Origin of the sequence: Mycobacterium sp. WMMD1722 (genome assembly GCF_049315205.1) — a bacterium.
Taxonomy (GTDB): Bacteria; Actinomycetota; Actinomycetes; order Mycobacteriales; family Mycobacteriaceae; genus Mycobacterium.
Genome location: NZ_CP186056.1, coordinates 2759447 through 2783504 on the forward strand (window position 1 = coordinate 2759447; position 24058 = coordinate 2783504).

Annotated in this window: 25 protein-coding genes; 15 read left to right on the top strand and 10 right to left on the bottom strand. The window is 68.7% G+C overall.

What is annotated here, in order from left to right:
• A complete protein-coding gene (locus ACN27E_RS13145) occupies window positions 1–2379 on the top strand; it encodes a lysylphosphatidylglycerol synthase domain-containing protein (RefSeq protein WP_422741939.1) in 2379 nt (792 codons plus the stop codon).
• Window positions 2380–2389: 10 nt separating this feature from the next.
• Here the strand turns inward: ACN27E_RS13145 and ACN27E_RS13150 are convergent, their stop codons facing one another.
• Together ACN27E_RS13150 and ACN27E_RS13155 are read right to left on the bottom strand one after the other, a co-directional pair.
• The gene (locus tag ACN27E_RS13150) at window positions 2390–3109 is read right to left on the bottom strand and encodes a hypothetical protein (RefSeq protein ID WP_422741940.1); all 720 of its coding nucleotides are present in this window, start codon (window positions 3107–3109) and stop codon (window positions 2390–2392) included.
• Between the two features lie 79 nt (window positions 3110–3188).
• A complete protein-coding gene (locus tag ACN27E_RS13155; RefSeq protein ID WP_422741941.1) occupies window positions 3189–3638 on the bottom strand; it encodes a winged helix-turn-helix transcriptional regulator in 450 nt (149 codons plus the stop codon).
• A 60-nt stretch (window positions 3639–3698) separates the two neighbouring features.
• Here ACN27E_RS13155 and ACN27E_RS13160 point away from each other — a divergent pair, with 60 nt between their 5' ends.
• Both ACN27E_RS13160 and ACN27E_RS13165 read left to right on the top strand, forming a co-directional pair.
• Window positions 3699–6482, top strand: a complete 2784-nt coding sequence (locus tag ACN27E_RS13160; RefSeq protein WP_422741943.1) for an ATP-binding protein — start codon at window positions 3699–3701, stop codon at window positions 6480–6482.
• An 83-nt stretch (window positions 6483–6565) separates the two neighbouring features.
• Window positions 6566–7585 (top strand): alcohol dehydrogenase catalytic domain-containing protein, encoded by a 1020-nt coding sequence (locus ACN27E_RS13165; protein ID WP_422741944.1) that lies wholly within the window; start codon window positions 6566–6568, stop codon window positions 7583–7585.
• 12 nt (window positions 7586–7597) lie between these two features.
• Here ACN27E_RS13165 and ACN27E_RS13170 read toward each other — a convergent pair whose 3' ends face one another.
• The 3 genes from ACN27E_RS13170 to ACN27E_RS13180 all read right to left on the bottom strand — a co-directional run bounded on the left by ACN27E_RS13170 (window position 7598) and on the right by ACN27E_RS13180 (window position 10833).
• On the bottom strand, window positions 7598–8992 hold the full coding sequence (locus ACN27E_RS13170; RefSeq protein WP_422741946.1) for an FAD-dependent oxidoreductase: 1395 nt from the start codon (window positions 8990–8992) through the stop codon (window positions 7598–7600).
• Complete coding sequence (locus ACN27E_RS13175; protein WP_422741948.1) at window positions 8989–9828, bottom strand: alpha/beta fold hydrolase; 840 nt, start codon at window positions 9826–9828, stop codon at window positions 8989–8991. Before ACN27E_RS13175 ends, ACN27E_RS13170 begins: the two co-directional genes overlap by 4 nt.
• Before the next feature lie 153 nt (window positions 9829–9981).
• Entirely contained in the window at window positions 9982–10833 is an 852-nt protein-coding gene (locus ACN27E_RS13180) for a PE-PPE domain-containing protein (protein WP_422741949.1), read from the bottom strand.
• A 301-nt stretch (window positions 10834–11134) separates the two neighbouring features.
• Between ACN27E_RS13180 and ACN27E_RS13185 the strand changes: the two genes are divergently transcribed.
• On the top strand, window positions 11135–12025 hold the full coding sequence (locus ACN27E_RS13185) for a universal stress protein (protein WP_422741951.1): 891 nt from the start codon (window positions 11135–11137) through the stop codon (window positions 12023–12025).
• A gap of 42 nt (window positions 12026–12067) precedes the next feature.
• Here ACN27E_RS13185 and ACN27E_RS13190 read toward each other — a convergent pair whose 3' ends face one another.
• The gene (locus tag ACN27E_RS13190) at window positions 12068–12523 is read right to left on the bottom strand and encodes a carboxymuconolactone decarboxylase family protein (protein WP_422741953.1); all 456 of its coding nucleotides are present in this window, start codon (window positions 12521–12523) and stop codon (window positions 12068–12070) included.
• 36 nt (window positions 12524–12559) lie between these two features.
• Window positions 12560–12790 carry a hypothetical protein gene (locus ACN27E_RS13195; RefSeq protein WP_422741955.1) on the bottom strand — a complete coding sequence of 77 codons (231 nt, stop codon included), beginning with the start codon at window positions 12788–12790 and terminating at the stop codon, window positions 12560–12562.
• 149 nt (window positions 12791–12939) lie between these two features.
• On the opposite strand from ACN27E_RS13195, the gene ACN27E_RS13200 reads away from it, so the two are divergent.
• The 3 genes from ACN27E_RS13200 to ACN27E_RS13210 all read left to right on the top strand — a co-directional run bounded on the left by ACN27E_RS13200 (window position 12940) and on the right by ACN27E_RS13210 (window position 15990).
• Window positions 12940–13623 (top strand): DUF3060 domain-containing protein, encoded by a 684-nt coding sequence (locus tag ACN27E_RS13200; protein WP_422741956.1) that lies wholly within the window; start codon window positions 12940–12942, stop codon window positions 13621–13623.
• A gap of 84 nt (window positions 13624–13707) precedes the next feature.
• Window positions 13708–14286, top strand: a complete 579-nt coding sequence (locus tag ACN27E_RS13205) for a YdcF family protein (protein WP_422741958.1) — start codon at window positions 13708–13710, stop codon at window positions 14284–14286.
• A gap of 15 nt (window positions 14287–14301) precedes the next feature.
• Window positions 14302–15990: an MOSC domain-containing protein gene (locus ACN27E_RS13210; protein WP_422741960.1), complete on the top strand. Its 1689-nt coding sequence runs from the start codon at window positions 14302–14304 to the stop codon at window positions 15988–15990.
• On the opposite strand, the gene ACN27E_RS13215 is transcribed toward ACN27E_RS13210, so the two are convergent.
• Complete coding sequence (locus ACN27E_RS13215) at window positions 15991–16419, bottom strand: nitroreductase family deazaflavin-dependent oxidoreductase (RefSeq protein ID WP_422741961.1); 429 nt, start codon at window positions 16417–16419, stop codon at window positions 15991–15993.
• A 41-nt stretch (window positions 16420–16460) separates the two neighbouring features.
• On the opposite strand from ACN27E_RS13215, the gene ACN27E_RS13220 reads away from it, so the two are divergent.
• From ACN27E_RS13220 to ACN27E_RS13230, 3 genes are read left to right on the top strand one after another with little or no spacing between them, the layout of a single operon-like run.
• Window positions 16461–17450, top strand: a complete 990-nt coding sequence (locus tag ACN27E_RS13220) for an NAD-dependent epimerase/dehydratase family protein (RefSeq protein WP_422741962.1) — start codon at window positions 16461–16463, stop codon at window positions 17448–17450.
• 49 nt (window positions 17451–17499) lie between these two features.
• On the top strand, window positions 17500–18375 hold the full coding sequence (locus ACN27E_RS13225; protein ID WP_422741963.1) for an LLM class F420-dependent oxidoreductase: 876 nt from the start codon (window positions 17500–17502) through the stop codon (window positions 18373–18375).
• A 33-nt stretch (window positions 18376–18408) separates the two neighbouring features.
• Entirely contained in the window at window positions 18409–19476 is a 1068-nt protein-coding gene (locus ACN27E_RS13230) for an NAD-dependent epimerase/dehydratase family protein (RefSeq protein ID WP_422741964.1), read from the top strand.
• Window positions 19477–19488: 12 nt separating this feature from the next.
• Here the strand turns inward: ACN27E_RS13230 and ACN27E_RS13235 are convergent, their stop codons facing one another.
• On the bottom strand, window positions 19489–19884 hold the full coding sequence (locus ACN27E_RS13235) for an SseB family protein (RefSeq protein ID WP_422741966.1): 396 nt from the start codon (window positions 19882–19884) through the stop codon (window positions 19489–19491).
• 48 nt (window positions 19885–19932) lie between these two features.
• On the opposite strand from ACN27E_RS13235, the gene ACN27E_RS13240 reads away from it, so the two are divergent.
• Window positions 19933–20355: a hypothetical protein gene (locus tag ACN27E_RS13240; protein WP_422741967.1), complete on the top strand. Its 423-nt coding sequence runs from the start codon at window positions 19933–19935 to the stop codon at window positions 20353–20355.
• Window positions 20356–20371: 16 nt separating this feature from the next.
• Here ACN27E_RS13240 and ACN27E_RS13245 read toward each other — a convergent pair whose 3' ends face one another.
• Window positions 20372–20800 carry a TIGR03618 family F420-dependent PPOX class oxidoreductase gene (locus tag ACN27E_RS13245; protein WP_422741969.1) on the bottom strand — a complete coding sequence of 143 codons (429 nt, stop codon included), beginning with the start codon at window positions 20798–20800 and terminating at the stop codon, window positions 20372–20374.
• A gap of 162 nt (window positions 20801–20962) precedes the next feature.
• Here ACN27E_RS13245 and ACN27E_RS13250 point away from each other — a divergent pair, with 162 nt between their 5' ends.
• Genes ACN27E_RS13250 through ACN27E_RS13265 form a run of 4 tightly spaced genes read left to right on the top strand, consistent with a single transcriptional unit; the run spans window position 20963 to window position 24041 of the window.
• Complete coding sequence (locus ACN27E_RS13250; protein ID WP_422741971.1) at window positions 20963–21817, top strand: SDR family NAD(P)-dependent oxidoreductase; 855 nt, start codon at window positions 20963–20965, stop codon at window positions 21815–21817.
• 43 nt (window positions 21818–21860) lie between these two features.
• Window positions 21861–22388 carry an ester cyclase gene (locus ACN27E_RS13255; RefSeq protein ID WP_422741972.1) on the top strand — a complete coding sequence of 176 codons (528 nt, stop codon included), beginning with the start codon at window positions 21861–21863 and terminating at the stop codon, window positions 22386–22388.
• Window positions 22385–23410, top strand: coding sequence for a pyridoxal-phosphate dependent enzyme (locus ACN27E_RS13260; protein ID WP_422741974.1), 1026 nt, complete (start codon window positions 22385–22387; stop codon window positions 23408–23410). Before ACN27E_RS13255 ends, ACN27E_RS13260 begins: the two co-directional genes overlap by 4 nt.
• 31 nt (window positions 23411–23441) lie before the next feature.
• A complete protein-coding gene (locus ACN27E_RS13265) occupies window positions 23442–24041 on the top strand; it encodes a CGNR zinc finger domain-containing protein (RefSeq protein WP_422741976.1) in 600 nt (199 codons plus the stop codon).
• Window positions 24042–24058: the final 17 nt, after the last annotated feature.

The following is a 24058-nucleotide window of genomic DNA, read 5'->3' on the forward strand; positions in this document are numbered from 1 at the left end:
ATGCGAGTCGATGGGCGCGAGGTCGCCGTCTCCGGCAGTCTGCTCCAGCCGCTGGCCCGCCGCACCAACGACATCCTGCGGCTGATCCTGTCGGCGGTGTTCCTGGCCGTCGTGATCACCAGTTCGCTGATCACCCGGTACGAGTGGGACACCCTCGAGCGGACGGTGTCCGAACTGGTGGCGGTGCTGACGCCGACCCAGTCCAACCTGGTCTACCTCGCCTACGGCGCCGCGATCATGGTGCTGCCCTTCGTCATCCTCGTCGGCCTGATCTTCGAGCGGCGCTGGCGGGCATTGGCCGCCTTCGTGGCGTCCGGGCTGATTGCGGTCCTGGCCCTGTCCATCACCGGCAATGGGATCTCGCCCCCGCGCTGGCGGCTGGACCTGACGGCGCCCCGGCTCGACACCCAGCTGTCCCAGTTCCTCGACGACCCGCGCTGGATCGCGATGCTCGCCGCGGTGCTCACCGTGTCGGGGCCGTGGGTGTCCTCGCGCCGGCGCCGGTGGTGGTGGGCGCTGCTGCTGGCGTTCGTGCCGATCCATCTGGTCGTCAGCGCCGTGTTGCCCGCCCGGTCGGTGCTGGGTCTGGCCGTCGGCTGGTTCGTCGGGGCGCTGGTCGTGCTGTTCGTCGGCACCCCGGCGCTGGAGGTGCCCCTCGAGGAGGCGGTGCGTGCGCTCTACCGCCGCGGCTTTGCGGTGACCGCACTGGCGGTACTGCGCCCCGCCGGCCGCGGTCCCCTGGTCCTGACCGCGACGACGAAGAACCCCGACACCGTCGCAACCGTGCACATGTTCGGACCCAATCAGCGCAGCGGCGGCGCCATGCGCCAGATCTGGCACAAGGCGCGGCTGAGGTCCGGTGAGACGGCGCCGCTGCAGACCTCGATGCGCCGCGCGGTCGAGCACCGGGCCCTGATGACGATCGCGGTAGGCGACCTGGGCCTGGCCAATACGTCGACCGTCGCGGTCGCCACCCTCGATCGAGGCTGGGCGCTGTACGCCCACACCCCGCCGCGGGGCGAACCGGTCGACCGATGTGCGTCCCGGACCTCCCTCGCCCGGGTGTGGGAGGCATTGCGCACGCTGCACGACCACAGCATCTCTCACGGCGATCTGCGGCCCACTGAGGTCACCGTCGACGACGGGACGGTGCTGTTCGGCGGATTCGGCGACTCCGAGTACGGCGCCACCGACGTTCAACTGCAATCCGACATCGCCCAACTGTTGGTGACGACGTCCGCGGCGTGCGGCGCCGAAGCCGCGGTCACGGCGGCGATCGGCGCGTTCGGCGGGGAAGCCGTGCTCGTCGCCTCCCGCCGACTGACCAAACACGCTGTGCCCGCCCGGATTCGGGAGGCGGTACCCGATGCGAACGAGGTGATCGCGGCTGCCCGCGGGGAGGTGATGCGCCAGACCGGGGCCGAGCAGATCAGGGCCGAGAACATCACCCGCTTCACCCGCAACCAGATCATCCAGATCGTGCTGCTCGGCGCGCTGGTGTACGTCGCGTATCCGTTCCTGAGTTCGGTGCCGACGTTCTCGGCCGAGCTGCGCAACGTCATCTGGTGGTGGGCGCTGGTCGGTCTGGCGGTGTCGGTGCTGAAATACCTCGGTGCGGCGACCGCGCTGTGGGCCTGCGCCGACGGCATGGTCAAGTTCAGCCACCTCTCGCTGATGCAGGTCGCCAACACCTTCGCCGCAACCACCACACCGGCCGGGGTGGGTGGGCTGGCGTTGAGCACCCGGTTCCTCCAGAAGGGCGGACTCGGCGCGGTGCGCGCCACCACCGCGGTTGCGCTGCAGCAGTCGGTGCAGGTGGTCACCCACATCGTGCTGTTGATCGCCTTCAGCACCATCGCCGGTGCGCGAGCGGACCTTTCGAGGTTCATCCCGTCGGTCACGGTGGTGTACCTGGTGGTCGGGGCATTGTTGGGCGGCGTGGGCATCGCGCTGCTGGTGCCCACGCTGCGTCGCTGGCTGCGCACGACGGTGCGGCCGCGGCTGATGGAGGTGTTCAGCGATCTGGCGATCCTGGCCCGGCGGCCGCAGCGGCTGGCCCTGGTCGTCCTCGGGTGCGCGGTGACCACTCTCGGCGCCGCGCTGGCCCTGTGGGCCAGTCTGGAGGCATTCGGCGGTGACCCGTCGTTCGTGTCGATCACCGTGGTGACGATGGTCGGCGGCTCACTGGCCTCGGCGGCGCCCACCCCCGGCGGGGTCGGTGCGGTGGAGGCCGCGTTGATCGGTGGCCTCGCGGCATTCGGAATGCCCGCGGCGATCGCGGTTCCGGGCGTGTTGCTCTACCGGGTGCTGACCTGCTGGTTGCCGGTGCTGGTCGGGTGGCGGCTACTGGCGTGGATGTCGCGCAAGCAGATGATCTAGCGGTGCGTGCTCACGCCACCCGGATGTCGGACAGTTCGATCGACACCACCAGCTGGTCTTCGACCGGATGCCCGGAATCGTCGCGCACATAGATCATCCGCCGTGCGGGCACCACGATGCCCTCGACGGTCTGGAATTGCGAGACGTAGTGGGCGGCCGGCGAACCGCCGGCGATGTCGACCTGGTAGTCGCGCCGCCGGATGAGGCCCTGCTCGTCGAGGTAGAGCACCTGCTGCCGACTGTGGGTGGCGATGTCGGCCGGATAGTCGATGTAGGCACGCCGCCACGTCCGACCGTCCTCACGCCACTCCGGTCCCTCGGACACGGTGACGCCGGGCATGGTCAGATTCAACGGTTCGGCCAGGTAGGTCCACATGGCATAACCGGTGAAGTAGGCCAACTGCAGTGCAGTCCATGGGGTTTGCAGGGTGTGTCCGGCAAAGGATGCCCGCGGCTCGGTCAGCGTGTGCACCGGGTCGCCGGCCGCGGTCCGAATGGCGACCCGCCCGGGGGTGTAGTCGGTGACGAGGTCGGACGCGGTGAACGGCCACAGCGAGGTGCGCTGCTCGTGCACCCAGACAGTGACCTCGCCATCGTCGACGATTCCGGGCACACTCTTGAGATCCCAGATCGCGCCGCCGAACCGCTTGTGCGCGGAGATGGTCTGGACCGCATTCCAGCGGGACGCGCCGCCGTAGGCCTCCACGATGTCGTCGAACAATGTGCTCATGCCCGTATCCGCCCTCCTGCGCCGGTGCTGTCGATTCAGCATCAGCGGGTGACGGCGTCGGCCGGTATCGGTCGATTGACTATTCCGTGCGCCGCGCCAGGATCACCTTCGCGGGATCGGCCGGCCGACCGTCACCACGTCGCAGACCGGCCCGCACCGGCTGCCCGGTCACGCTGTCGACGAATCGGTATCCGTTGTCCCGTTCCATCGGCAGGTGCGCGCGGCCCCAGTGGGCGAGCGAGGCCAGCACGGTGCTGAGTTCCCTACCGGCCGCGGTCAGTTCGTACTGCTGGCGGCGCCGGTCGCCCGGTTCCCGGTAATCGACCGCCTCGAACACCCCCATCGCGACCAACGCCGACAGGCGCGCGCTGAGGATGTCGGGCGCGATACCCAGGTGGTCCCGGAAATCGGTGAACCGAGTGCACCCCTGCATCGCCTCCCGAACGATCAACATCGCCCATCGCTCACCGAGCACACTCAGGCTGCGCGCAATCGGGCAGTCGTCTTCGGACCAGTCCGCTCTGGGCACCCGGTGACCTCCATTTCCTCTGGGTTGGAGTTTCCTACTGAGCCTTGCTACCGTCAAGTCGTGACCCCGGTGCCCGCAGGTGCGGACATGCTCGGCCGCGCCGACGAGTTCTCCGCGCTGATCGCTGCCGCCGGTCGAGCAGCGCGCCGGGGCGGCGCCCTGGTCGTCGAAGGCGAAGCCGGCATCGGCAAGACCACGCTGCTCTCCGCGGTCGCGGATTGGGCCCGCAACAACGGCTTCACCGTCCTGTCCTGTGCGGGGGTGCAAAGCCAGACAAAAGTTGGCTATGCGGCTCTGCACGAGTTGATCCACCCCATCCTCGATCACGTCGAAGCGTTGCCGGCACACCAGAAGGATGCGCTGCTCGCCGCCCTTGGTCTGGCCGAACCCGCATCACCCGACCCGCTGCACATCGGGGTCGCGGTCCTGGGTCTGATCGAGGAGGCGGCCGCGCAGCGACCGTTGCTGCTCATCGTGGACGACGCGCAGTGGCTCGACGGCTCGTCGCTGCACGCGCTGACCTTCCTCGGCCGCCGAGTGTCGAGCTCACCGGCGTTGCTGCTGTGTGCGGCCCGACCAGACCTGGACGGCGAACCCGCACTGCTGCTGTCGTTGTCGCGGTTTCCGCTCGGACCGGTCGACGACGCCACATCGCGGGCGCTGTTCGACCATGCGGCGGACGGCGTCGACGGCCGCCACCCCCTCAGCGACGCGGTGCGCACCCGCCTGCTCGCCGAAGCCGGAGGAAACCCGCTCGCCATCGCCGAATTGGTCAAGGCCGTCGCGACCAGCGGTCGCCAGGACGTCGACTCGGGTCCGCTCCCCACCACCCGGCGCATCGAGCGGGTGTTCCTCGAACAGCTCGACGCTGTTCCCGAACCGAGCCGACACCTGCTGGCCCTGATCTCGGCCGGCGACGGTATATCGCTGGCCGAGTTGATCGACGCCGCACATCGAGTCGGTCTGTCCGAGTCACATCTCGATCCGCTGGATCAAGCCGATCTCATCACCGTCGTGGAGGGAAATCTGCGGGTCCGCCACCCACTGATCCGGTCGGTCGCCTACGGCGCGGCGCCGCTGTCCCGACGAGCGGCGTTTCATCGTGCGCTCGCCGAGGCGGCCGTCGACCCCATGCGGGCCGCGTGGCAACGGGCCGCCGCCGCCTTCGGACCCGACGAGTCGATCGCCGCGGAACTCGAGGCCATCGCCCAGCATGCGCAACGCCGCGGCGCCAACTCCGAAGCCGCCGCGGCGTGGCGGCGCGCGGCAGCATTGTCGCCGTCGCCCGACCGTCGAGTCCGCCGCCTGGTCAATGCGATCGAACCGGCATGCCGGGCGGGCCTGACCATGGACGCGATCGACATCCTCGACGAGGTCGAACCCCTGGCGACTGACCTCGGCGATCTGTTCGAGCTGGCGTTCGCACGCTTCACCTTGGGGGTGACCGCGGGCGTGGCCGCACCGTCGGTGACCACCCTGCTCGAGCTGGCCGACCGGCTGGGCGCCGAATGGGCCGAGCAGCCAACGGACGACCAACACCGGCAGCTTCGCCTACTCGGCGCGGCAGCGGCCCAGTGCCGGATGCACGGACTCGACGCGGCCGATCGCCACGCGGTGGCCGAACGCCTGCACCGGCTGGAACATCTGGGCGAGCCCACCGTCGATGTCGCGCTGGCGACGATCGCCGACACCAAATACGCGCGCCAGTTCCGGGCCGATGCCGAGCGGCTCCACACCCGGGTCGACGGTGACACCACCGGGCTGATGTCGATGGGACTGGCGGCCGAGTCGGTGTCGGATCTGGCGATCGCGCAGTCCTGCTGGACCAGTGCCGTCAGGATCGCGCGGGCGCAGGGGGCACCCGCCCTCGAGTGTGAGGCGCTGCGCGGCTCCGCACGAGCCCAGATCATCTCCGGTGCGCTCAACGAGGCGACGATCAGCGCGCAGTCGGCGTTCCGGATCGCCACCGACTGCAATCTGCCCATCAGCGCGGGCGCCGCGGCCGCTCTGCTGGCACGTGCTCACGCGTGGCGTGGGGAATCCCGGGCGGCACAGCACGCGCTGACCTCGGCACGGCAGTACCTGCCGATCGACACCCCGATGCTTTGGCTCGACGAACTGGCCTGGGCTGCCGGCCTTCTCGCGCTGACCAACCACGACCACCAGGAGTCGTTCACCGAGCTCTCCCAGATGACCCGCGATCGCGGCGAGCGCCGCTGGGCGATAGCCGATCTCACCGAAGCCGCGGTTGCCGACCACCGCGCGGACATGGTCGTCGACCTCGTCGACGAAGTCGCCGCCGAAGCAGCGACCCTGGGATCTGCGCACCTGGTGATGCTGGTGCATCGCAGTCGTGCGCTGCTGGCCGGCACCAGCCGAGACGCAGAGCATCACTTCAGCGCGGCACTGGACACCGACGGAGCGGCCGGGCAGGCGCCGCTGGAGTACGCCCGCACACAACTGGCCTACGGGGCATGGCTGCGTCGGCGGCGGCGCATCATCGACGCCCGGGCCCAATTGTCCCCGGCGTTGGGCGTATTCGTCTCCCGCGGCGCCCGCCCCTGGGCGCAGCGCACGCGCGCGGAGCTGCGCGCCGCCGGGGTGCAGATACCCGGGCAGGTGACGCCGGCGGCGGAACTCGACGCGGCGTTGACACCCCAGGAACTGCAGATCGCTCGATTGGCCGCGTCCGGGCTGAGCAACCGGCAGATCGCCGACCAGATCTATCTGTCGCATCGGACCGTGGCAGCACACCTGTACAAGATCTTCCCGAAGCTCGGCATCAGCAGTCGCAACCAACTGCGCGGTGCGCTCGCCGCCGACGCCACCGAGCCGACGATCTGACCAGCCACGCGAACCGATCAGCGAGCACACAGTGGTCATCATGCGGATACCGCAGCGGCCGGAGGGTGCGGTGTCGTGAATCGGTGAGGTCATATCGGGCATACCAGGTCACCGGACAACGGAACTTCGAACTCGTGGAGCGCGAACTGCGCGAACCCGCGGACGGTCAGGTGCGCATCCGCACCCTGGCGTGCGGGGTCTGTCACAGCGACACCCTGGCCGTCGAGGGCCAGCGCGCCGAACCCGAACGTCCGATGGTTCCCGGCCACGAGGTCGTCGGGGTCATCGACGCCGTCGGCGCCGGGGTCGACGGCCGCTGGCAGATCGGTGACCGCGTCGGCGTGGGATTTCTCGGCGGGCAGTGCGGCCGCTGCGAATACTGCGGGCGTGGCGATTTCGTCAACTGCGCCGACCAACCGCAGCCGGGGACCACGATCGACGGGGGATATGCCGAAGTCGTGTACGTCCGCCCGACCGGCCTGGTGCGCGTTCCTGACGGTTTCGATGCGCTCAGCGCGGCGCCCCTGCTGTGTGCGGGCGTCACGGTGTTCAACGCGTTACGCGCCGGACAGGCACCGGTCAACAGTCTGGTGGCTGTGCAGGGTATCGGCGGTCTGGGGCATCTCGGAATTCAGTACGCGAAGAAGATGGGCTATCGGGTGGCCGCCATCGCGCGCGGAACAGACAAGGCGAGGCTGGCGGCGGACCTCGGCGCCGACCACTACATCGACAGCGCCGCCGAGGACCCCGCCGCGGCGCTCGGGGCGCTGGGCGGCGCCATGGCCGTCATCGCAACTGCGAGTAGCGGTGCGTCGATGGCCGGCTTGGTCGCCGGTTTGCGCCCGCGGGGACGCCTGGTCGTGGTCGGCGCTTCACCCGAGCCGATGGCCGTGCACACCCCGGACCTCATCTTCGGCGGCCGCAGCATCGTCGGCAGCCTGACCGGGTCGGCGGCCGACAACGAGGACAACCTCGGGTTCAGCCTGGCCCATCAGATCGCGCCGATGATCGAGCCGTTGCCGTTCACCGCGGCGCCAGAGGCGTACGAGCGCATGATGTCCGGCCGCGCCCGATTCCGCGTCGTACTCGACTTCGGCGCCTGAACCGCAGCGCATTCAGGCCAGCATGCCAAGCAGCTGGTTGAAGCACTCCGACATCGAGGGGTGGGTGTAGATGCCGTCCCGCAGTGCGGACGCGGTGATCCCGAACCGCATCGCCATGGCCACCAGGTTGACCAGTTCCTGGGCGTCGTGGCACATCAGGGCCGCCCCGAGGATGCGGTCGGTGGAGGCGTCGACGACCACCTTCATGACGCCCGCGGTGTCACCGACGATCCGTGCCCGTGCGACGGTCGCCAGGGCCACCACCGGACTCGCCGCCACCCGGACGTCGTATCCGGCGGTGCGCGCCTGAGTTTCGGTCAGTCCGACCCGCGCCAGCGGCGGACTGAGGAACAGGCAGTTCGGTACCGCGTCGCGCTGTGAGGCGGCCCGTGGGTCGGCGGCACCGGTGAGCTGGTCGAGCACGATGCGGTAGTCGTCGAGCGAGATGTAGGTGTACTGCGGTCCGCCGTTGACATCTCCCACCGCGAAGATATGCGGTTGGCTGGTCCGCCGGTGATCGTCGACCACCACCGCGCCGGAATCGGTGACCTCCACCCCTGCCCGGTCGAGACCCAGACCGGCCGTGTTCGGCGCGCGGCCCAGCGCGACGAGGACGTTGTCGGCGTCGATGGTCTCCGTGCGGCCGTCCACCAGGTACTCGACCCGCGCGGCCGGCGGACCGCCCGGTCGCGCCACCGTCTGCACGCGAACGGTGTTCGCGCCGGTGATGACCGAGACCCCACGGTCGCGCAGGACGGTGCGGGCGGCGTCGGCGATGTCGGGGTCTTCGTTGGCCAACACGCTCGGACGCCGCTCGAGCACCGTGACCGCCGACCCGTAGCCCGCGTACATCGACGCGAACTCCAGGCCGATGTAGCCTCCGCCGAGCACGACCAGACGATCCGGCCGGGACACCAGCCGCAGCAATTCGGTGCTGGTGACCGCGACCGGACACTCGGCCAGGCCCAGGCCGTCCGGGATGACCGGGGTGGATCCGGTGCCGACGACGATCTGCCGCGCCGTCACCGTGACCGTGCCGGTGTGCGAAGCCACCTCGACGGTGTTCGCGTCCAGGAACGCGGCGCGACCGGTCAGCACCGTGGCCGAAGGCACCCCGGCCAGCGCCGCCAGATTGGCGGCCCGCAGACCCGCGGTCAATCGCTCGGTCTGTGCCACCGCGACCGCGTAGGCCGACGCTGCGGAGATGCCGTCGGGCAGGTGCTCGGCCTGGTAGACCATTGATTTGGTGGGAACGCATCCGGTGTTGATGCAGGTCCCGCCGTACATCGCCGGTGACTCTTCGACCAACACGACGCGCCGGCCCTGCCGGGCGACGTCCCCGGCGAGGGTCTTGCCGCCCTTGCCGAAGCCGATGACCAGAAGATCGGCGTCGAGGTGTGCGCTCACGACAGGAAGGTTAGGACGTCACCAGCGAATTCGTCGATGTGCTGGAACAGGAATCCGTGTCCGGCATCGCTGTAGAACACGACCTTGCCGTGGGGCAATCGGCCGGCCATCGCGTAACTGCCATAGGCGTCGATCATCCGATCGTGGGCACCGTTGGCGACCAGCACGGGAATCGTGATCTCTGCCAACCGGTCCCAGATACTCGATCCGATGGACGCGATGACCGCCAGCTGAGCCCGCATCGTCTCGATCGAGACCGGCACATGGTCGGCGGTAGCCGTGCGCGCGTCCAGCCGGCGCAACGACTGCACCCCCAGATCCCGGGCGTCGTCGGTGTCGGGGAAGAACAGGTAGAGGAAGTCGTCGTCGTCGTTGACCGGCTTGGTGGCCACCTGCCAGATCCGCGGATCGGGCTGGGGCATACCGGGTACACCGCCGCCGGGTGAGCTGCCGGCCACGATGAGCCGGCGGATCAGCTGCGGACGTTGCAGTGTGGCGGCCTGGACCACGATGCCGCCGAGTGACCAGCCGAGCAGGTCGACCTGTTGCACGCCCAACGCGTCGACGAAGTCGGTGAGGCCACCGGCCAACCCGTCGATCGTGGTGGGTGCGGCACCGGTGCTCCTACCGTGACCGGCGTTGTCGAAGACGATCACATCGTGTGCTTCGGCCAGGCGGTCCAGGAAGGCGGGATCCCAGTGGTCCATCGTTCCGCGGAACCGCATCGCGAGGACCAGCGGAACCTGCGACGTCGTCCCGAACCGGCGGTAGGCGAAGGTCGCGGTCGCCGCCTCGATGTACTGGGTCTGCGCCCGGGCGGATGGTGACACGGTCATCGCCCCATCGTTTTCCCCGACGGCCGGTTCAGTCCATAGGTAGGTTGACTGCGATCACCCTCCCCTGCCCCGCGAGCGTGCGGGTCTGCACCCGACACGCCGGGGTTGTGCGAGCATTTTGCGCACGCTCGTGGGACGGTGCGCACCCAATCGCTACGGCGTCGGCGGGGCCGGTGCGGGCATCGGGCGGTTGTAGGCGGACTCCACGACCGGCCGCAACTGTGCGTCCTCGGCGATCTTCGACGCATCGTTGGTCCACTTGGCGGTCACGAGCGGCAGATAGTACGTCGCCGGAGCGCCGAGGATGTAGGTGGCGTTGCCTTCCTGGAACGTCTTGTTGCCCGGGTCGTTCAGACCGATGTTGCTGTAATTGGTGTGGACGCTCTTGAGCTCACCTTTGCCGCCGACCGACTGCGCGGCGCTGCGGTTCTTGACCGCCGTCTGGTTGGAGAGGTCGTTGGGGCAGTCGGCGAAGTAGTCATATTGTCGCGCAATCACTTTGACGGTATACGGGGTTTCGTCAGGAAATCCGTTGCCACCGTATGCGGCAACGCATCCGCTGTTCGGCACATTCGCGCACCCGTTGTACTTGCTCTCCAGATCCCCGGTCATCACGAACGTCACCGTCGCCGGGTCGATATCGCTGGTCGGTCCGTAACGGCGCAGCCAATCGTCGGCCACCTGGGCGCCCTGGCTGTGCCCGGCGACGATCTTGCGTCCGGGATACTGGTGCAGCATCTCGTTGAGTTTGTCCGCACCCTTGTGGGTGTTGGCGGCGGCCGGGAAGTTGTTGTACGGCACCTTGATCACCTCGTTGGGCGCCGCGAACAGCTCGCCTCGGAGCCAGTTCGACGGCAGCTCGAAGAACGCCGGCGCCAGGGTCAGTACCGTGGCGCCGCCGGGGCCTGGCGCAGCCTGCAGCTCGGCAGGTGCGAGCAAACCCGTCGCGGCCACCACTGCAACCGCGATGACTGATCGGACCCCGGTTCGGACTATCGACGCCATGACCTTGCCCCTTTTCACCCCATGTCGGACTTTCCCTGGACAGCCAGTGCAGCAGCTCGGCGCCTCCACAGTTTGCTGTGCAGCCGAATCGCAATCGGATCGAGGCATTCTCGTGCCTCTCGTGTTCGCGCGATCCGTGCGGCCGGCATGCCGTGACGCCCGTCCGACAGCCGGGCAGCGACGATCGCGCGTCGGCGCGGCACGGGCCCTTCGGCCATCGCCGAAGGGACCAAAGGCCGCATCGCTGGACCCGTCGGCTCTCCTACGGTCGATGGACAGCAATCGGTCGGAGGAAGACAGCATGTCTCAGCATCGGACGCATCACGGATATGTCGTAGGCGTCGACGGGTCGGAGTCGGCACACGCGGCGGTGCGATGGGCCGCGCAGGAGGCCAGACTGCATCACGTCGCCCTCAGCATCGTCCACGTCGCACCGGCGATCACGGTGGTGGCGCCCACCATGGTCTGGCCCGGTGGTCGAATCCCCGACGAGGTGCTGGAGATTCGCGAGAACGACGCACGTCGCGTCATCGCCGACGCTGTCGCCGAGGCCGTCGGGCTGAACGGCGATCTCGAGGTGAGCACCGAAGTGTTCTTCGGCGCAGCGGTGCCCACCCTGGTCGACCTGTCCAAAGACGCGCGCATGGTGGTCGTCGGAAGCCGCGGAACCACCGGCCGGCATCGCCGGCTGCTCGGGTCGGTGAGCACGGGTCTGATCCATCACGCCCACGGTCCCGTCGCCGTCGTCCACGACGAGGTCACCCCCGCGGAACTGTCCGGACGTCCGGTGGTGGTCGGGATCGACGGATCGCGGGCGTCGCAGTCGGCTCTGGAGATCGCCTTCGACGAGGCCTCCCGACGCGGCGTCGACCTCGTCGCGGTGCACGCCTGGAGCGACGCGGATATGACCACCGACTACGGCCTCGAGGATGGTGTGCTGCGCAGAGCGGCGGAGAAGACCCTCGCCGAATGTCTGGCCGGTTGGCAGGAACGTTATCCGGAGGTGAGCGTGCACCGGGTGATCTCATACTCGAGCCCGGTCGCTCACCTGCTCGACAGAGCGCAGAGCGCTCAACTGGTGGTCGTCGGAAGCCATGGACGAGGCGGGTTCGCCGGGATGCTGCTGGGGTCGGTCAGCACCGCGGTGGCCCAGGAAGCCGTCGTTCCGGTGATCGTCGTCCGTCCACGCTGAGCGGGATGACGCGGACACGCGCTGCAGCGACCGCTCGGAATCTCAATCCGACACGATATGGCCGCTGAGAATCGAGACCCGGTTGAAGGCGTTGATGGTGGCGGCGACCCAGAGCACGGCGGACAGCTCGTCGTCGTCGAATGCTTCACGGGCCCGGGCATATTCGCGTTCGGCGGTGTCGTGGTCGGGAAGCGTGGTGCTGATCTCGGCGAGCCGCAGGGCGGCCTGCTCACGCTCGTCGAACAGCTCGGTATCACGCCATACCGATACGGTGGCCCGCTGTTTGGCGGTCACGCCGGCCTCGTCGGCTCGGCGGTGGTGGACGTCGAGACAGGATGCGCAGCCGTTGAGCTGAGAGACCCGGATGTTCACGAGTTCGACCAGGCTGCGCGACAGACCCGCCTCCTCGGCGAGCGCGGTCACCGTGGTGGAGACGCCGACCAGGGCCTTGTAGGCCTTGGGTGACTGCTTGTCGATGTGGATGCGCCGGGTGCCCATCCGGCGATGGTATGCGGCGCTACCGAATCGGCGGTGTCAGCAGACCGTCCCGACGATGATCGCCGAGGCGACCAGACCGATGATGAAGGCGATGGTCGACTGGCCGAGCACCATCGCACCCACGACGCCGATGACGCCCAGGAAGAAGATCGTGGTGAGAACGACGCTCTGGATCGTGTGGTGGTCAGCCGGCTTGACGCGGCGGGCGGCGACCGGAGCGGCCGGGACCGGGACCGGGGCGAGTGAGCCGTCGTTGACCGCATCCATGTTCGAGCCCCTTCGTTGTGGTGGTCGACACAATCTAAACCGATCGTGAGCCGGATCACAAGGACTCGGTGATAACACGCGTTGTCACTTTGTCGCTACCGCCAGAAGAATTCATTGAGCAGGGGTGATGCGTATGGGACCATCTGCCCATGAACCCGCAGGACGACCCGGAGGCGCGCATTCGCGACCTGGAGCGCCCGCTCGCCGATCGGGCGCAGACCTCGGAGCTGGGCACCCAGCCCTACCCGGTCGCGGGGTCATACCCTCCCCCGCCACCACCGGCGTACGACATGCCTTACCCGATGGCGGGGCCACCGCCGAAGAGTTCGCACGGCGGCGTGATCGTCCTGGTCGTCGTGGTGCTCGCGCTGCTCGTCGTCGGTGCCGTCGTCGCGATCCACTTCGCCAACTCGGGTCCGCGAGATGGCGCGATCACCGCGGGTCGGCCGGTAGCCGGCGGCGGTGGACCGCTCGACGAGCCGTCGCAGACGCTCCCGACCGGCGATGCACCGGTGGTCGTGGTGCCCGGCGGACCATCCGGTAGCGACGACGTGGTGGTGCAGGCACCGGCCAACGGAACGTTCAGCGTGTCCGGCGTCGAAGGCAACAAGCGGGTCGCGTGCAATGACAGCTCGATCAGCATCAGCGGCGTGTCGAATACGGTGACCATCACCGGTCACTGCGTCAGCGTCAGCGTCTCGGGTGTCGAGAATCAGGTCACCATCGACGACACCGATGCAATCAGCGCGTCGGGTTTCGACAACCGGGTGGTCTTCCGCAACGGCGACCCGCAGATCAACAACTCCGGCGACAACGTCGTCGAACGGGGCTGAGCCTCGCATCCGGTAACACTGCGCCTGCGCATCACGATCACACCGGCAGTAACAGCGTCCTCAACTGCCTCAGGAGATGTGTGCATGCGCCGTTGGAAAGCCACTGTGGGTGCCTTGGCGCTGGCCGCTGCAGCGCTTCTCGGTGAGGTCTCGCCGGCGGTGTCGACGGCGCAGCCCCCCGCGGTCGCTGCGAAGGACTTCTCCAAACCCGCCATCGTCATCCTCGGCTACGGCTTGGAGAACGACGGCAGTATGCGCACCATCCTTCGTCGCCGGGTCCTCACGGGTTTGACTGTGGCGCAGTTCTTTCCGCAGTCACCGATCATCGTGACCGGTGGCAATCCGCGCAATGGCAAGACCGAGGCCGAGCAGATGCGCAACATGCTCATGCTGATGGGCTTTCCGGCGAACCGGATCATCGTCGAGGACCGCGCGAACAGCACCGTGCAGAACGCTCGTTTCTCGGTGCCGCTGGCCAAGGAGGCCGGCACGTCGGGGATCATCCTGGTGACCTCCTCGACGCATCAGGACCGGGCCGACGGGAACTTCGTCGATGCGGGCGGCAATGTGCTGGCGACGGTGAGCTATCCGGACGGCAGCCCTGACGTCAACGTCTTCCAGTTCGCGCGTGACGCGATCAGCCCGTTCGTCGCCGTCAGCTGAGCGATAATTCCGGCCATGACGGTCGGCCGGCTGGTGTCCCTCAACGTCGGTATGCCCACAGACGTCCGTTGGCAGGACAAGACGGTTCACACCGGCATCTGGAAGTCCCCGGTCGACGGACCGCTGATGGTGCGCACCCTCAACATCGACGGTGACGGGCAGGGCGACCTCAACGGCCACGGCGGGGAGAACCGCGCCGTGCTGGTCTACCAGCGCGAGTCCTACGACCACTGGCGCGCGGTCCTGGGCCGAGACGACCTGGTGCCCGGATCGTTCGGCGAGAACTTCACCGTCGACGGCCTGCCCGACGACGAGGTGTGCATCGGGGACCGCTACCGCATCGGCGACGCCGAGTTCGAGGTGACCCAGCCCCGGGTGACGTGCTTCCGCGTCGGCATGCGCCTACAGGAGCCCCGCATGCCGATCCTGTTGGTGGCCCATCGCCGGCCGGGCTTCTACCTCCGGGTGATCACCGAAGGACACGTCACTGCCGGCGACGACATCGAGCGCACCCGGCGCGGCCGGCATGAACTCTCGGTCGCCGAGATCGATGCGCTGCTGTACCTGCCCGGCCGCGACGACGCGAGAATGCGCGATGCCGTGGACATCCCGGCGCTGAGCCCGGGCTGGGTGCAGTCCTTCCGGGAACTGCTCGCGGCCCCACCGGATGACATCCCGGCGTGGTCGGGATTCCGGCCGCTGCGGGTGCGGGCCACCCGCCACGAGACGGCCGACATCTTGTCGATCGAGCTCGAGTCCGACGACGGCAACCCCCTGCCACCGGCCCGCCCGGGCCAGTATCTGCCGATCCGGGTCGCCGGGGCCGCCGATCCTGCGCCGCTGCGCAGCTATTCGCTGTCCGGCGACCCCGCCGGAGGTCGCTACCGGATCAGCGTCAAACGCGACCAGCACGGCGCGGTCAGCCGGTGGCTACACACCTCGCTGGCCACCGGCGCGGTCCTCGACGCCGCCGCGCCGCGCGGAGACTTCGTGCTGCTCGACGACGTCCGACCCGTGGTGCTGATCTCGGCCGGAGTCGGCGCGACGCCGGTGCTGGCGATGCTGCACCGGCTCGCCGCGCAGCGCAGTCAGCGCAAGGTGCTGTGGATCCACACCACGCGGGACCACGAATCCCACGCGTTCGCCGCCGAGGTCGAGGCGTTGATCGCCGCGCTGCCAGACGCCGCGGCTCATACCGTCTACACCGCCACCGGCGCCCGGCTGAACGGCGACACCCTGACCGCGCTGGGACCACCGACCGACGCCGCGGCCTACGTGTGCGGACCCGTCGGCTTCATGGACGCGATGCGCGACGCGCTGGTCGCCGCGGGCCTGGACGCCGCCCACATCCACAGTGAACTGTTCGGCGCCCGGGCAGCCATCAACCCGGGCATCACCGATGCGCCGCCGGCCCGTCATCCGCACGTGCCCCCGGGACAGCCAGGCGCCGGACCCCCGGTGACATTCGCGCGCAGCGGCCTGAGCGTCGACTGGTCGACCGACTACGCCAGTCTGCTGGAGTTCGCCGAGGCGTGCGACGTGCCCACCCGCTACTCGTGCCGCAGCGGGGTCTGCCACATCTGCGTCACCGACATCGTCGCCGGAAGCACCGAATACACCCAACCGCCGCTCGACGAGCCCGCCGCCGGGCAGGTGCTCATCTGCTCGGCGGTGCCCCGCACCCCGCTGGTTCTCGACCTGTGATCAGCCGAACGTCAGCGAGAACACCGGAATCACCCGATCGGTGCGCTTCTGGTATTCGGCGAAACCGGGCGCGCGCTGCGTGACGATCTCGTAGACGCGGTCACGCTCGTCGCGGGGCAGTTCGCGGGCGGTCGCCGGCTGGGCCGGTTCGCCGCCGATCTCGACGGTCGCTTGCGGATCGGCGCGCAAGTTGAACACCCAGGCCGGGCTGCCGTCGCGACCGGCCGCCGAGCCGACGATGTAGACCGTGTCCTCGATGTCGAAGTAGCCGATCAGGTTCTCTCGTTCGACGCCGCTCCTGGCGCCCTTCGAGTGCAGGATCAACAGCGGGAAACCCTCGAACTGGCCGCCCACCTTTCCGCCGTTGCGGCGGAATTCCTCGATGTTGCGCGCGTTGAAGTCACGCTCGGATTGCATGTCGTCGGACATGCCTCATCGTGGCACGGCGGTGCAGGTAGTGTCCGGTTCTGATGAGAGTCATGATCACCGGCGCCACCGGATTCGTCGGCGCGTGGACAGCCAAAGCCGTACAGGACGCCGGCCACCAGACACGGTTGCTGGTGCGCAAGGTCGAGCGCCTGGAGACCAGTGCCGCCAAGATCGGCGTCGACATCGACGACCACGTCATCGGCGACATCGCCGATCCAGACTCCGTGGCCAAGGCGCTTGACGGTTGCGACGCGGTGATCCATTGCGCGGCAATGGTCTCCACCGATCCAGCGATGGCCGACAAGATGCTGTACACCAACCTGGAGGGTGCGCGCTACGTGCTGGGCGGGGCGGCGAAGGCCGGGATCGACCCGATCATCCACGTCTCCAGCTTCACCGCGCTGTTCAAGCCGGGTCTCGAAGTGCTGCACGCCGACCTCCCGGTGGTCGGCGGATCGGACGGCTACGGCAAGTCCAAAGCCGTGGTCGAAGCGTATGCGCGCGGACTGCAGGACGGTGGCGCCCCGGTGAACATCACCTATCCGGGCATGGTGCTCGGCCCGCCCGCCGGCGATCAGTTCGGTGAGGCCGCCGAAGGCGTCGAAGCGTCGGTCAAGATGCGCGGCGTGCCGGGCCGGGGTGCGGCATGGATCGTCATCGACGTCCGCGATCTGGCCGATCTGCACGTGGCGCTGCTCGAACCGGGCAAGGGGCCGCGCCGCTACATGGCCGGCGGTAAGCGGGTACCGGTGGGCGATCTGGCATCGATGATCGGTAAGGCCGCCGACCGCACGCTGGCGGTGCTGCCGGTGCCGGATGTGGCGCTGCGGTCGCTGGGGCGGCTCTTCGACGTGATCGGCGACCAGTTGCCGTTCGAGACGCCGATCAACTCCGCGGCCATGCAGTACTACACCCAGATGCCGTCGTCCGACGATGCGCCCGCCGAGCGGGATCTGGGCATCGTGCAGCGCGATCCGGCGGTGACGATCGCCGACACCGTCGAGGGTCTGAAGAAAGTCGGTCGCCTCTGATTCGGGCGCCGCGGGAATGCGGTGCCCGTCACACCGGTTGTCGGGTGGCATGGACCTTGGATTTCACGTGCCCATCTTCGACATCGACGGCGGAACGACCGCCATTGCCGGTGAGCTCGCCCGGGTGGGCGAGGCGGCGGAGGCGTCCGGGGCGACCTGGCTGTCGTTCATGGACCACTTCTTCCAGATCGAGCCGACCGGGTTGCCCGCCGAGTCGAACATGCTCGAGGGCTACACAACGCTGGGTTTCCTGGCCGCGCACACCAAGCAGATCCTGCTCGGCCTGCTCGTCACCGGCGTGACCTACCGCCACCCCGGACTGCTGGCCAAGACCGTGGCGACGCTGGACGTGCTCTCGGGCGGGCGCGCGGTGCTGGGTATCGGTGCGGCGTGGTTCGAGCGGGAGCACCTCGGACTCGGCGTGCCCTATCCCCCGCTGGCCGAACGGTTCGAGCGGCTCGAGGAGGCGTTGCAGATCAGCGCCCAGATGTGGGATCCGACCAACAACGGGCCATACCGCGGTAAGCACTACGAGCTGGCCGAGACGCTGTGCAACCCGCAGCCGATCAACAAGCCCAAGGTGCTGATCGGCGGCAGCGGCGAGCGCAAGACGCTGCGGCTGGTGGCTCAGTACGGGGACGCCTGCAACCTCTTCGCCTCCGCACCGGAGGATGTGCGGCACAAGCTCGAGGTGCTGCAGCGGCACTGCGACGACGTCGGTCGCGACTTCGGCGAGATCGAGGTGACGATCCTGGCGAACAACCCGCGACCGGAGCCGGATACCCGTGACGAATTCGTCCGCAGCATGGCCGATTACGCGAAGCTGGGGGTGCACACCGCGATCGTCACGCCGACGTCGGGATCGCCGGCGGCGTGGATCGAGGGGATGGCGCCGGCGGTCAAACAGCTCGCCGAGCTCGATTGACCACCCCGACTACGGGCTTTACGGGGTTCGCCGATGGCGAAGACCGGTAACACTGTCGAGATGGAGAGCGGCCTGACGACTCACCGATCACCCGTCCTGGTCACCGGCGCCGCCGGGTACGTCGGCAGTCATGTCGTCAGTCAGCTGCTGCGACAGGGCGTTCCGGTGCGGGCAGCCGTGCGCAACCCGCAGCGCGGGGCACAGGTCGACGACACCGTCCGCGGTGAAGGCTTGGACCCGCGGCAGATCGAAACGGTGTACGCCGATCTCACCGACGACGCCGGATGGACCGATGCGCTCGACGGGGCCCGAGCCGTACTGCACATTGCCTCGCCGTTTCCGGCCGACACTCCCGAGAACGACGACGACGTCATCGTGCCCGCCCGCGAGGGCACGCTGCGGGTGTTGCGGCACGCCCGCGATGCGGGCTGTTCACGCGTGGTCATGACGTCGTCTTTCGCTGCGGTCGGCTATTCACCGAAAGCCGACGAGCGGTGGACCGAGGACGACTGGACGGATCCGGCGGACGAGAACTCCGCCTACATCCGCTCCAAGGCCATCGCCGAGCGCGCCGCATGGGACTTCGTCGCCACGCACGGCACCGGTCTGCAGCTGACCACGCTGGTGCCGGTGGGCATCTTTGGACCGACCCTCGGACCGCATCTGTCGACATCCGTCCGGTTCATCCAGGCCATGCTCACCGGTGCGGTCACCCAGCTCGCGCCCCAGTACTTCGGAGTGGTCGACGTCCGCGACGTCGCCGCGGCTCATCTGCAAGCGCTGGCGGCGCCGGATTCGGTGGGCGAGCGAATCCTGCTCGTGGCCGACGGACCGTCGCTGAGCTTCCTGCAGATGGCCGACATCCTGCGTGCGAGTCTCGGTGCTGCGGCCGCGCGCGTACCCACCGCCGAGTACAGCGAGGACGACGTTCGGCGTCTCGCCCAGACCGTCCCCGCCATGCGCGAGACGCTGAACCGGCTGGGACGACGCCCGCAGATCAGCAACGCCAAGGCGAAGGCGTTACTCGGATGGGTTCCCCGTCCGGCCGCCCAGACCATCGTGGACACCGCACACTCGCTGGTCGCCAGAAACCTGGTGTGAGGTGGCACCGTGTCATGCCCCGAGCTCGGCACGCGACAGGGCGATGTAGGGGCCGACCGGGTCGATGTAGAGCCAGGGGCCTTGCTCGCGGCGCACCATTTCCAGAGCGCCGATCGACGACGTCACCAACGACTGCGTCTGCACCGCCGGATCGTGCATGCGGGCGATTTCGCTCTGCCGGCTGAACGCGAACAGCGCCCGGCCACCGTCTGGCCCGGTGCCACCATTGATGCGGAGAGTGCCGCCTTTCCGGAAGGATCCGCCCACCGGCGCGTCGGAACCGGTGACGTCCAGCAACAGTTCACCGAACATGCACTGCCGCAGCACCTCCAGGGCGGTGCTCTGCTCGGGCCGAATTGCGAACGCCGCGACTGCGCGACGGACGGCGTCGTTGTCGACGGGATTCATCCTCCGATCATCCCCGCAGCCGAGGCGTTCGTCCGGCACAGTGGACGCATGGCTGAGCAGAAGAATCCCGGTCCCGCGGATGTGCGCGCCGCCGCGCAAGCCGCGCTGCAGGCCGCGCAGGATGTCGCCGCCGGAGCGATGCGCATGCCCGGGGCGTCGGCGCAGATGGTCGCCCAGCTGCCGGATCTCATCGAGAATCTGGCGACGGCGACCGAGCGGCTGAACACGACGTTGGACCGGTTCGAGAGGTACATGGCGCTCGCCGATCCGACGCTGCAGGCGATGGACCGGATCCTGCCCCAACTGCAGGCCCTCGTCGCCCAAGGCGATGCGGTGTACCGCGCGGTGGGAAGTCTGCCCGGGGTCGGCACCGTCGGGCGCATCACGGGGCTCGGTCCCAAGCCGGAACCGCCGGAGCCGAAGCCGGCCGGCCGGAAGATCCCCAAGCCGCGGCTGCGCAAGCAGGACTGACCGGACTCGCCGTGTGTCAGTCGGTCCAGGGGCCGACGCCGCCGACCTTGTCGATGCGCACGACGGTGAGGTAGCCGCCGGGCGCACCCTCGGGTGGCCAGGCCGCGTCGGGGCCGAGGAAGTGCTTGGCCAGCGGACCGATGAATTCCGGGGCGCCCCCCTCGACGATGCGCGCCGTGCCCTTGACCACGAGATAGGGCTCCATCGCGCCACTCTTGTCGTGCGAAGGGATCGACACCACCACCCGCGGATCGCGGCGCACGTTGCGGACTTTCTGATGTTCGGCGAGGTGCCCGGCGACCAACTCGTCGTCACCGTCGACAGTGGTCCGCAACGCCATCCACGTCATCGACGTCTGCGGGGTGCCGTCGGGGTTGAGCGTGACGAGCATGGCGTCGTCGACACCGTCCCCGATCAACTCACGAGCTGCTGCGTTCAGTTTCATGAGCTATGACCCTTTCTTCCAGTCCTCACGGTGACCGTCGTCATCACCTGTCTCACAGGCGTTCTGCGGTAGCGACCACTCGTACGGTACGCCTGCGGTTGACATATGCAAACGGGTTTTACCTATGTTGACAAGTTGGCGGAAGTCGGTAGGCTTCCCACCATGACTCAGGCACTCAGCTCCACCCCGGATACCGCCGTCTGGTTCGTCACCGGAGCCTCCTCGGGCATCGGCCTGGAATTGGCGCGCGCTGCGGCACGACGCGGTGACCGGGTCACCGCGGTGGCCCGCTCCGCCGACAGACTTGCGCCACTGGAGGAGGAATTCGGCGAACGCGTACTCGTGGTCGCCGCGGACGTCGCGGATCCGGTGGGCATTCAAGGGGCGGTCGACGCGACGCTCGCCGCGTTCGGCGGCATCGACGTCGTCGCCAACAACGCCGGCTTCGGGCTGTTCGGCGCGGTCGAGGAAGCCACTGATGAGCAGGCGCGAGCGATTTTCGACACCAACGTCTTCGGCGTTCTCAACGTGCTGCGCGCCGTGCTGCCGGTGCTGCGTGCGCAGCGCCGCGGCCACATCCTGCAGGGTTCGTCCTATTACGGTCAGACCGCGCATCCCGGCGTCGGCCTGCTCGCGGCGACCAAGTACGCCGTCGAAGGACTCTCGGATGCGCTCGTGGGCGAACTGTCCCCGCTGGGGATCCGGGTGACGCTCGTGGAGCCGGGACCGACCGCGACGGCGTTTCTCGACAACCTCGACATCGCCACCGGCAGCGCCGACTACCAGATCGTGCGGGACGTACAGAGATCCATCGGCGAGTTGCCGCCCTCGGCGTTCAACACCGCCGATCGGGTGGCGACTGCCATCCTCGCTGCCGTGGACGCCGAGCATCCGCCGCTGCGGCTGGCCACCGGCAGCCATGCCGTCACCGAGATGCGTACCGCGCTGACCGCGCGTCTGGACCAGCTCGCGGAATTCGAAACCATCAGTGCCGCCGTTGATACCGCCGTCGCCTGAGCCGCCCGGCGAGGACGTCGCCATCGCCGTAGCGCTTCTCACGGTGCTCGAGACGCAGGACAGACACCTCGCCGAGCGGATCGTGGCACCGGACAATGACAACCGCACCGCGACGGCATCTCCGCCGGCGTGCCGCATACCCGGACCGGCGGGAGCGCTCGCCTCCAGCGCATGGTTGCGCTTGGCGTTTCCCGACCTGTCCTTCGTCCACTGCGCAAGCGCCGCCCACCAGGGGATGGTGTGGCTGCGGGTGCGGATGCGCGGCACCCACACGGGCCCCTTCGTGCGCTATGCGGAGGGGTCGCGGGCCGAGGTCATTCCGCCGAGCGGGCGTCGCATCGACGTCGAGCAGATCCACCTCGTGACCGTCCGCGACGGCCTCGTCGTGGCTCACGATGCAGTGCGCGATGATCTGGGCATGCTCGGTCAACTCGGTGTGTTCCCCCCGGGATGCACGCTCGCGGCGATGCTGGGGTGGCGGCTCACCGGGCGAGCGGCCCGGGCGCGGCGCCGGGTGTCCGCGATCGCCGCCGCGGCCGCATCGACTCGCCCGCCCGAGGAGTCAGCGTGACCGTTCCACGTCATCATCGTGTTGCGCTGGCAGTCTGGCCGTCCCCCATGGAGCCCGCTCCGAGGCTGGCCGCTGCCATCGGGCTACATCCGGATCGCCTGTGGCTCAAACGCGACGATCTCGGCGGTGTGGGCGCGGGCGGCAACAAGATCCGCAAGTTGGAGTGGACCTTGGCCGCAGCGCTGGCCGACGGCGCCGACACCGTGATCACCACCGGGGCGGCCCAGTCCAATCACGCCCGCCTCACCGCAGCCGCGGCCACCCGCCTGGGGCTGCGAACGGTGTTGGTGTTCCCGGGCGAACCGTCATCGGCGTCGCAGGGAAATCTGCTGCTCGACGAGATCCTCGGCGCGACCATCGTATGGGTCGGTAGCGATTCGCAGGACGACCACGCACTCCAGGCGGCCGCCGAAGAGGTCGCCGCACAGGTCCGGGATGACGGCCGGAGACCGGTGGTCATTCCGTTCGGCGGCTCCAATGCCGTTGGCGCTCATGGCTACCGACTGGCAGGACAGGAGATCCTTTCGCAGCGCCCCGAACTCGACCACGTCGTGTGTGCGCTCGGGTCCGGCGGCACGATGGCCGGTCTGGTCGCCGCCCTGGGCCCGCATCGCGTGCTGGGCGTCCACACCGGCGCCGTGCCCGACACGCGCGCCCGAGTGTCAGACCTGCTAGCTCAGATGGGCGAGCCCATTGACGCCGCGGATCTCCGGTTGCGCACCGACCAGGTCGGTGACGGATACGACGCCCTCGCCGCGGCCGCCGGCTGCGCCCTGCGCATCGCTGCCCGCAGTGAAGGCCTGATCCTGGATCCGACCTACACCGCGCGAGCGCTGGCCGGGCTGATCGCCGCGATCGAGGATCGCACGGTGACCGCCGCGGACACGGTGGTCTTCCTGGTCAGCGGAGGGCTTCCGGGCCTGTTCGGCCACCGCGACGCCGCGACCCTCGGCTACGGTGCCGACGCGGTTGAGCGACCCGGCCCTTTTCGACGTCGTCCAGACGTAGGCGAAGACGATTAGAGTCTGTCCAGCGCGCGAGTACGATTCGCCGATGGCCTTCTCGACGAGTTCGCAACGCCTGGGCTTGCCGCCGGCGCCCGGCGGTCTGTGCCTGCTTCAGGAGGTGGTCAACACCGAGGCCATCCTCCCGTACCAGGTGCCCGATCTGCTGGCCGACCCGGTGGTGGCGCAGCGGTGGCTGACGCAGGCGCTGCGGGTGTGGGGTGAGCAGACCGGACAGCCCCGGGTGAACCTCACCGTGAACCGGCGCGATCTGGTCGCGTTACGCCGGTTACGCGCCGACCTACGGCACTGGCTGCGCACCGGGGACATGGCCGCCCTCGAGGTCCCGGTCAAGGCGGTCAGCGTGGGAGTGACGGCCGGGACCCCGGTGTACGGGCCCCGTGGTGACGGGACTGCGGGATTGACCGCCCTGATCGGGATGGAACTGTTGTTGGCCGTGCACGCCGGCACCGCCGAGCGGCTTCGGGTGTGCATGAACGCCGAGTGCGGCGCCGCGTTCTACGACCAGTCACGCAACGGCAGCCGCGTGTGGCATGACGTCAAGACGTGCGGCAACGTGGTCAACCTGCGCGCCTCCCGCGCTCGCCGCAAGGAGTCCGCCGCGCACCGCGACGTCACGTCGGAATGACCCACCGGGAATGGGTA

Bases quoted from the DNA above. Each gene is read 5' to 3' on its own strand.
- ACN27E_RS13145 (WP_422741939.1), top strand. From the start codon at position 1: ATGCGAGTCGATGGGCGCGAGGTCGCCGTCTCCGGCAGTCTGCTCCAG.
- ACN27E_RS13150 (WP_422741940.1), bottom strand. From the start codon at position 3,109: ATGAGCACATTGTTCGACGACATCGTGGAGGCCTACGGCGGCGCGTCC.
- ACN27E_RS13175 (WP_422741948.1), bottom strand. From the start codon at position 9,828: ATGACCGTGTCACCATCCGCCCGGGCGCAGACCCAGTACATCGAGGCG.
- ACN27E_RS13180 (WP_422741949.1), bottom strand. From the start codon at position 10,833: ATGGCGTCGATAGTCCGAACCGGGGTCCGATCAGTCATCGCGGTTGCA.
- ACN27E_RS13185 (WP_422741951.1), top strand. From the start codon at position 11,135: ATGTCTCAGCATCGGACGCATCACGGATATGTCGTAGGCGTCGACGGG.
- ACN27E_RS13190 (WP_422741953.1), bottom strand. From the start codon at position 12,523: ATGGGCACCCGGCGCATCCACATCGACAAGCAGTCACCCAAGGCCTAC.
- ACN27E_RS13195 (WP_422741955.1), bottom strand. From the start codon at position 12,790: ATGGATGCGGTCAACGACGGCTCACTCGCCCCGGTCCCGGTCCCGGCC.
- ACN27E_RS13200 (WP_422741956.1), top strand. From the start codon at position 12,940: ATGAACCCGCAGGACGACCCGGAGGCGCGCATTCGCGACCTGGAGCGC.
- ACN27E_RS13205 (WP_422741958.1), top strand. From the start codon at position 13,708: ATGCGCCGTTGGAAAGCCACTGTGGGTGCCTTGGCGCTGGCCGCTGCA.
- ACN27E_RS13210 (WP_422741960.1), top strand. From the start codon at position 14,302: ATGACGGTCGGCCGGCTGGTGTCCCTCAACGTCGGTATGCCCACAGAC.
- ACN27E_RS13215 (WP_422741961.1), bottom strand. From the start codon at position 16,419: ATGTCCGACGACATGCAATCCGAGCGTGACTTCAACGCGCGCAACATC.
- ACN27E_RS13220 (WP_422741962.1), top strand. From the start codon at position 16,461: ATGAGAGTCATGATCACCGGCGCCACCGGATTCGTCGGCGCGTGGACA.
- ACN27E_RS13225 (WP_422741963.1), top strand. From the start codon at position 17,500: ATGGACCTTGGATTTCACGTGCCCATCTTCGACATCGACGGCGGAACG.
- ACN27E_RS13230 (WP_422741964.1), top strand. From the start codon at position 18,409: ATGGCGAAGACCGGTAACACTGTCGAGATGGAGAGCGGCCTGACGACT.
- ACN27E_RS13235 (WP_422741966.1), bottom strand. From the start codon at position 19,884: ATGAATCCCGTCGACAACGACGCCGTCCGTCGCGCAGTCGCGGCGTTC.
- ACN27E_RS13240 (WP_422741967.1), top strand. From the start codon at position 19,933: ATGGCTGAGCAGAAGAATCCCGGTCCCGCGGATGTGCGCGCCGCCGCG.
- ACN27E_RS13245 (WP_422741969.1), bottom strand. From the start codon at position 20,800: ATGAAACTGAACGCAGCAGCTCGTGAGTTGATCGGGGACGGTGTCGAC.
- ACN27E_RS13250 (WP_422741971.1), top strand. From the start codon at position 20,963: ATGACTCAGGCACTCAGCTCCACCCCGGATACCGCCGTCTGGTTCGTC.
- ACN27E_RS13265 (WP_422741976.1), top strand. From the start codon at position 23,442: ATGGCCTTCTCGACGAGTTCGCAACGCCTGGGCTTGCCGCCGGCGCCC.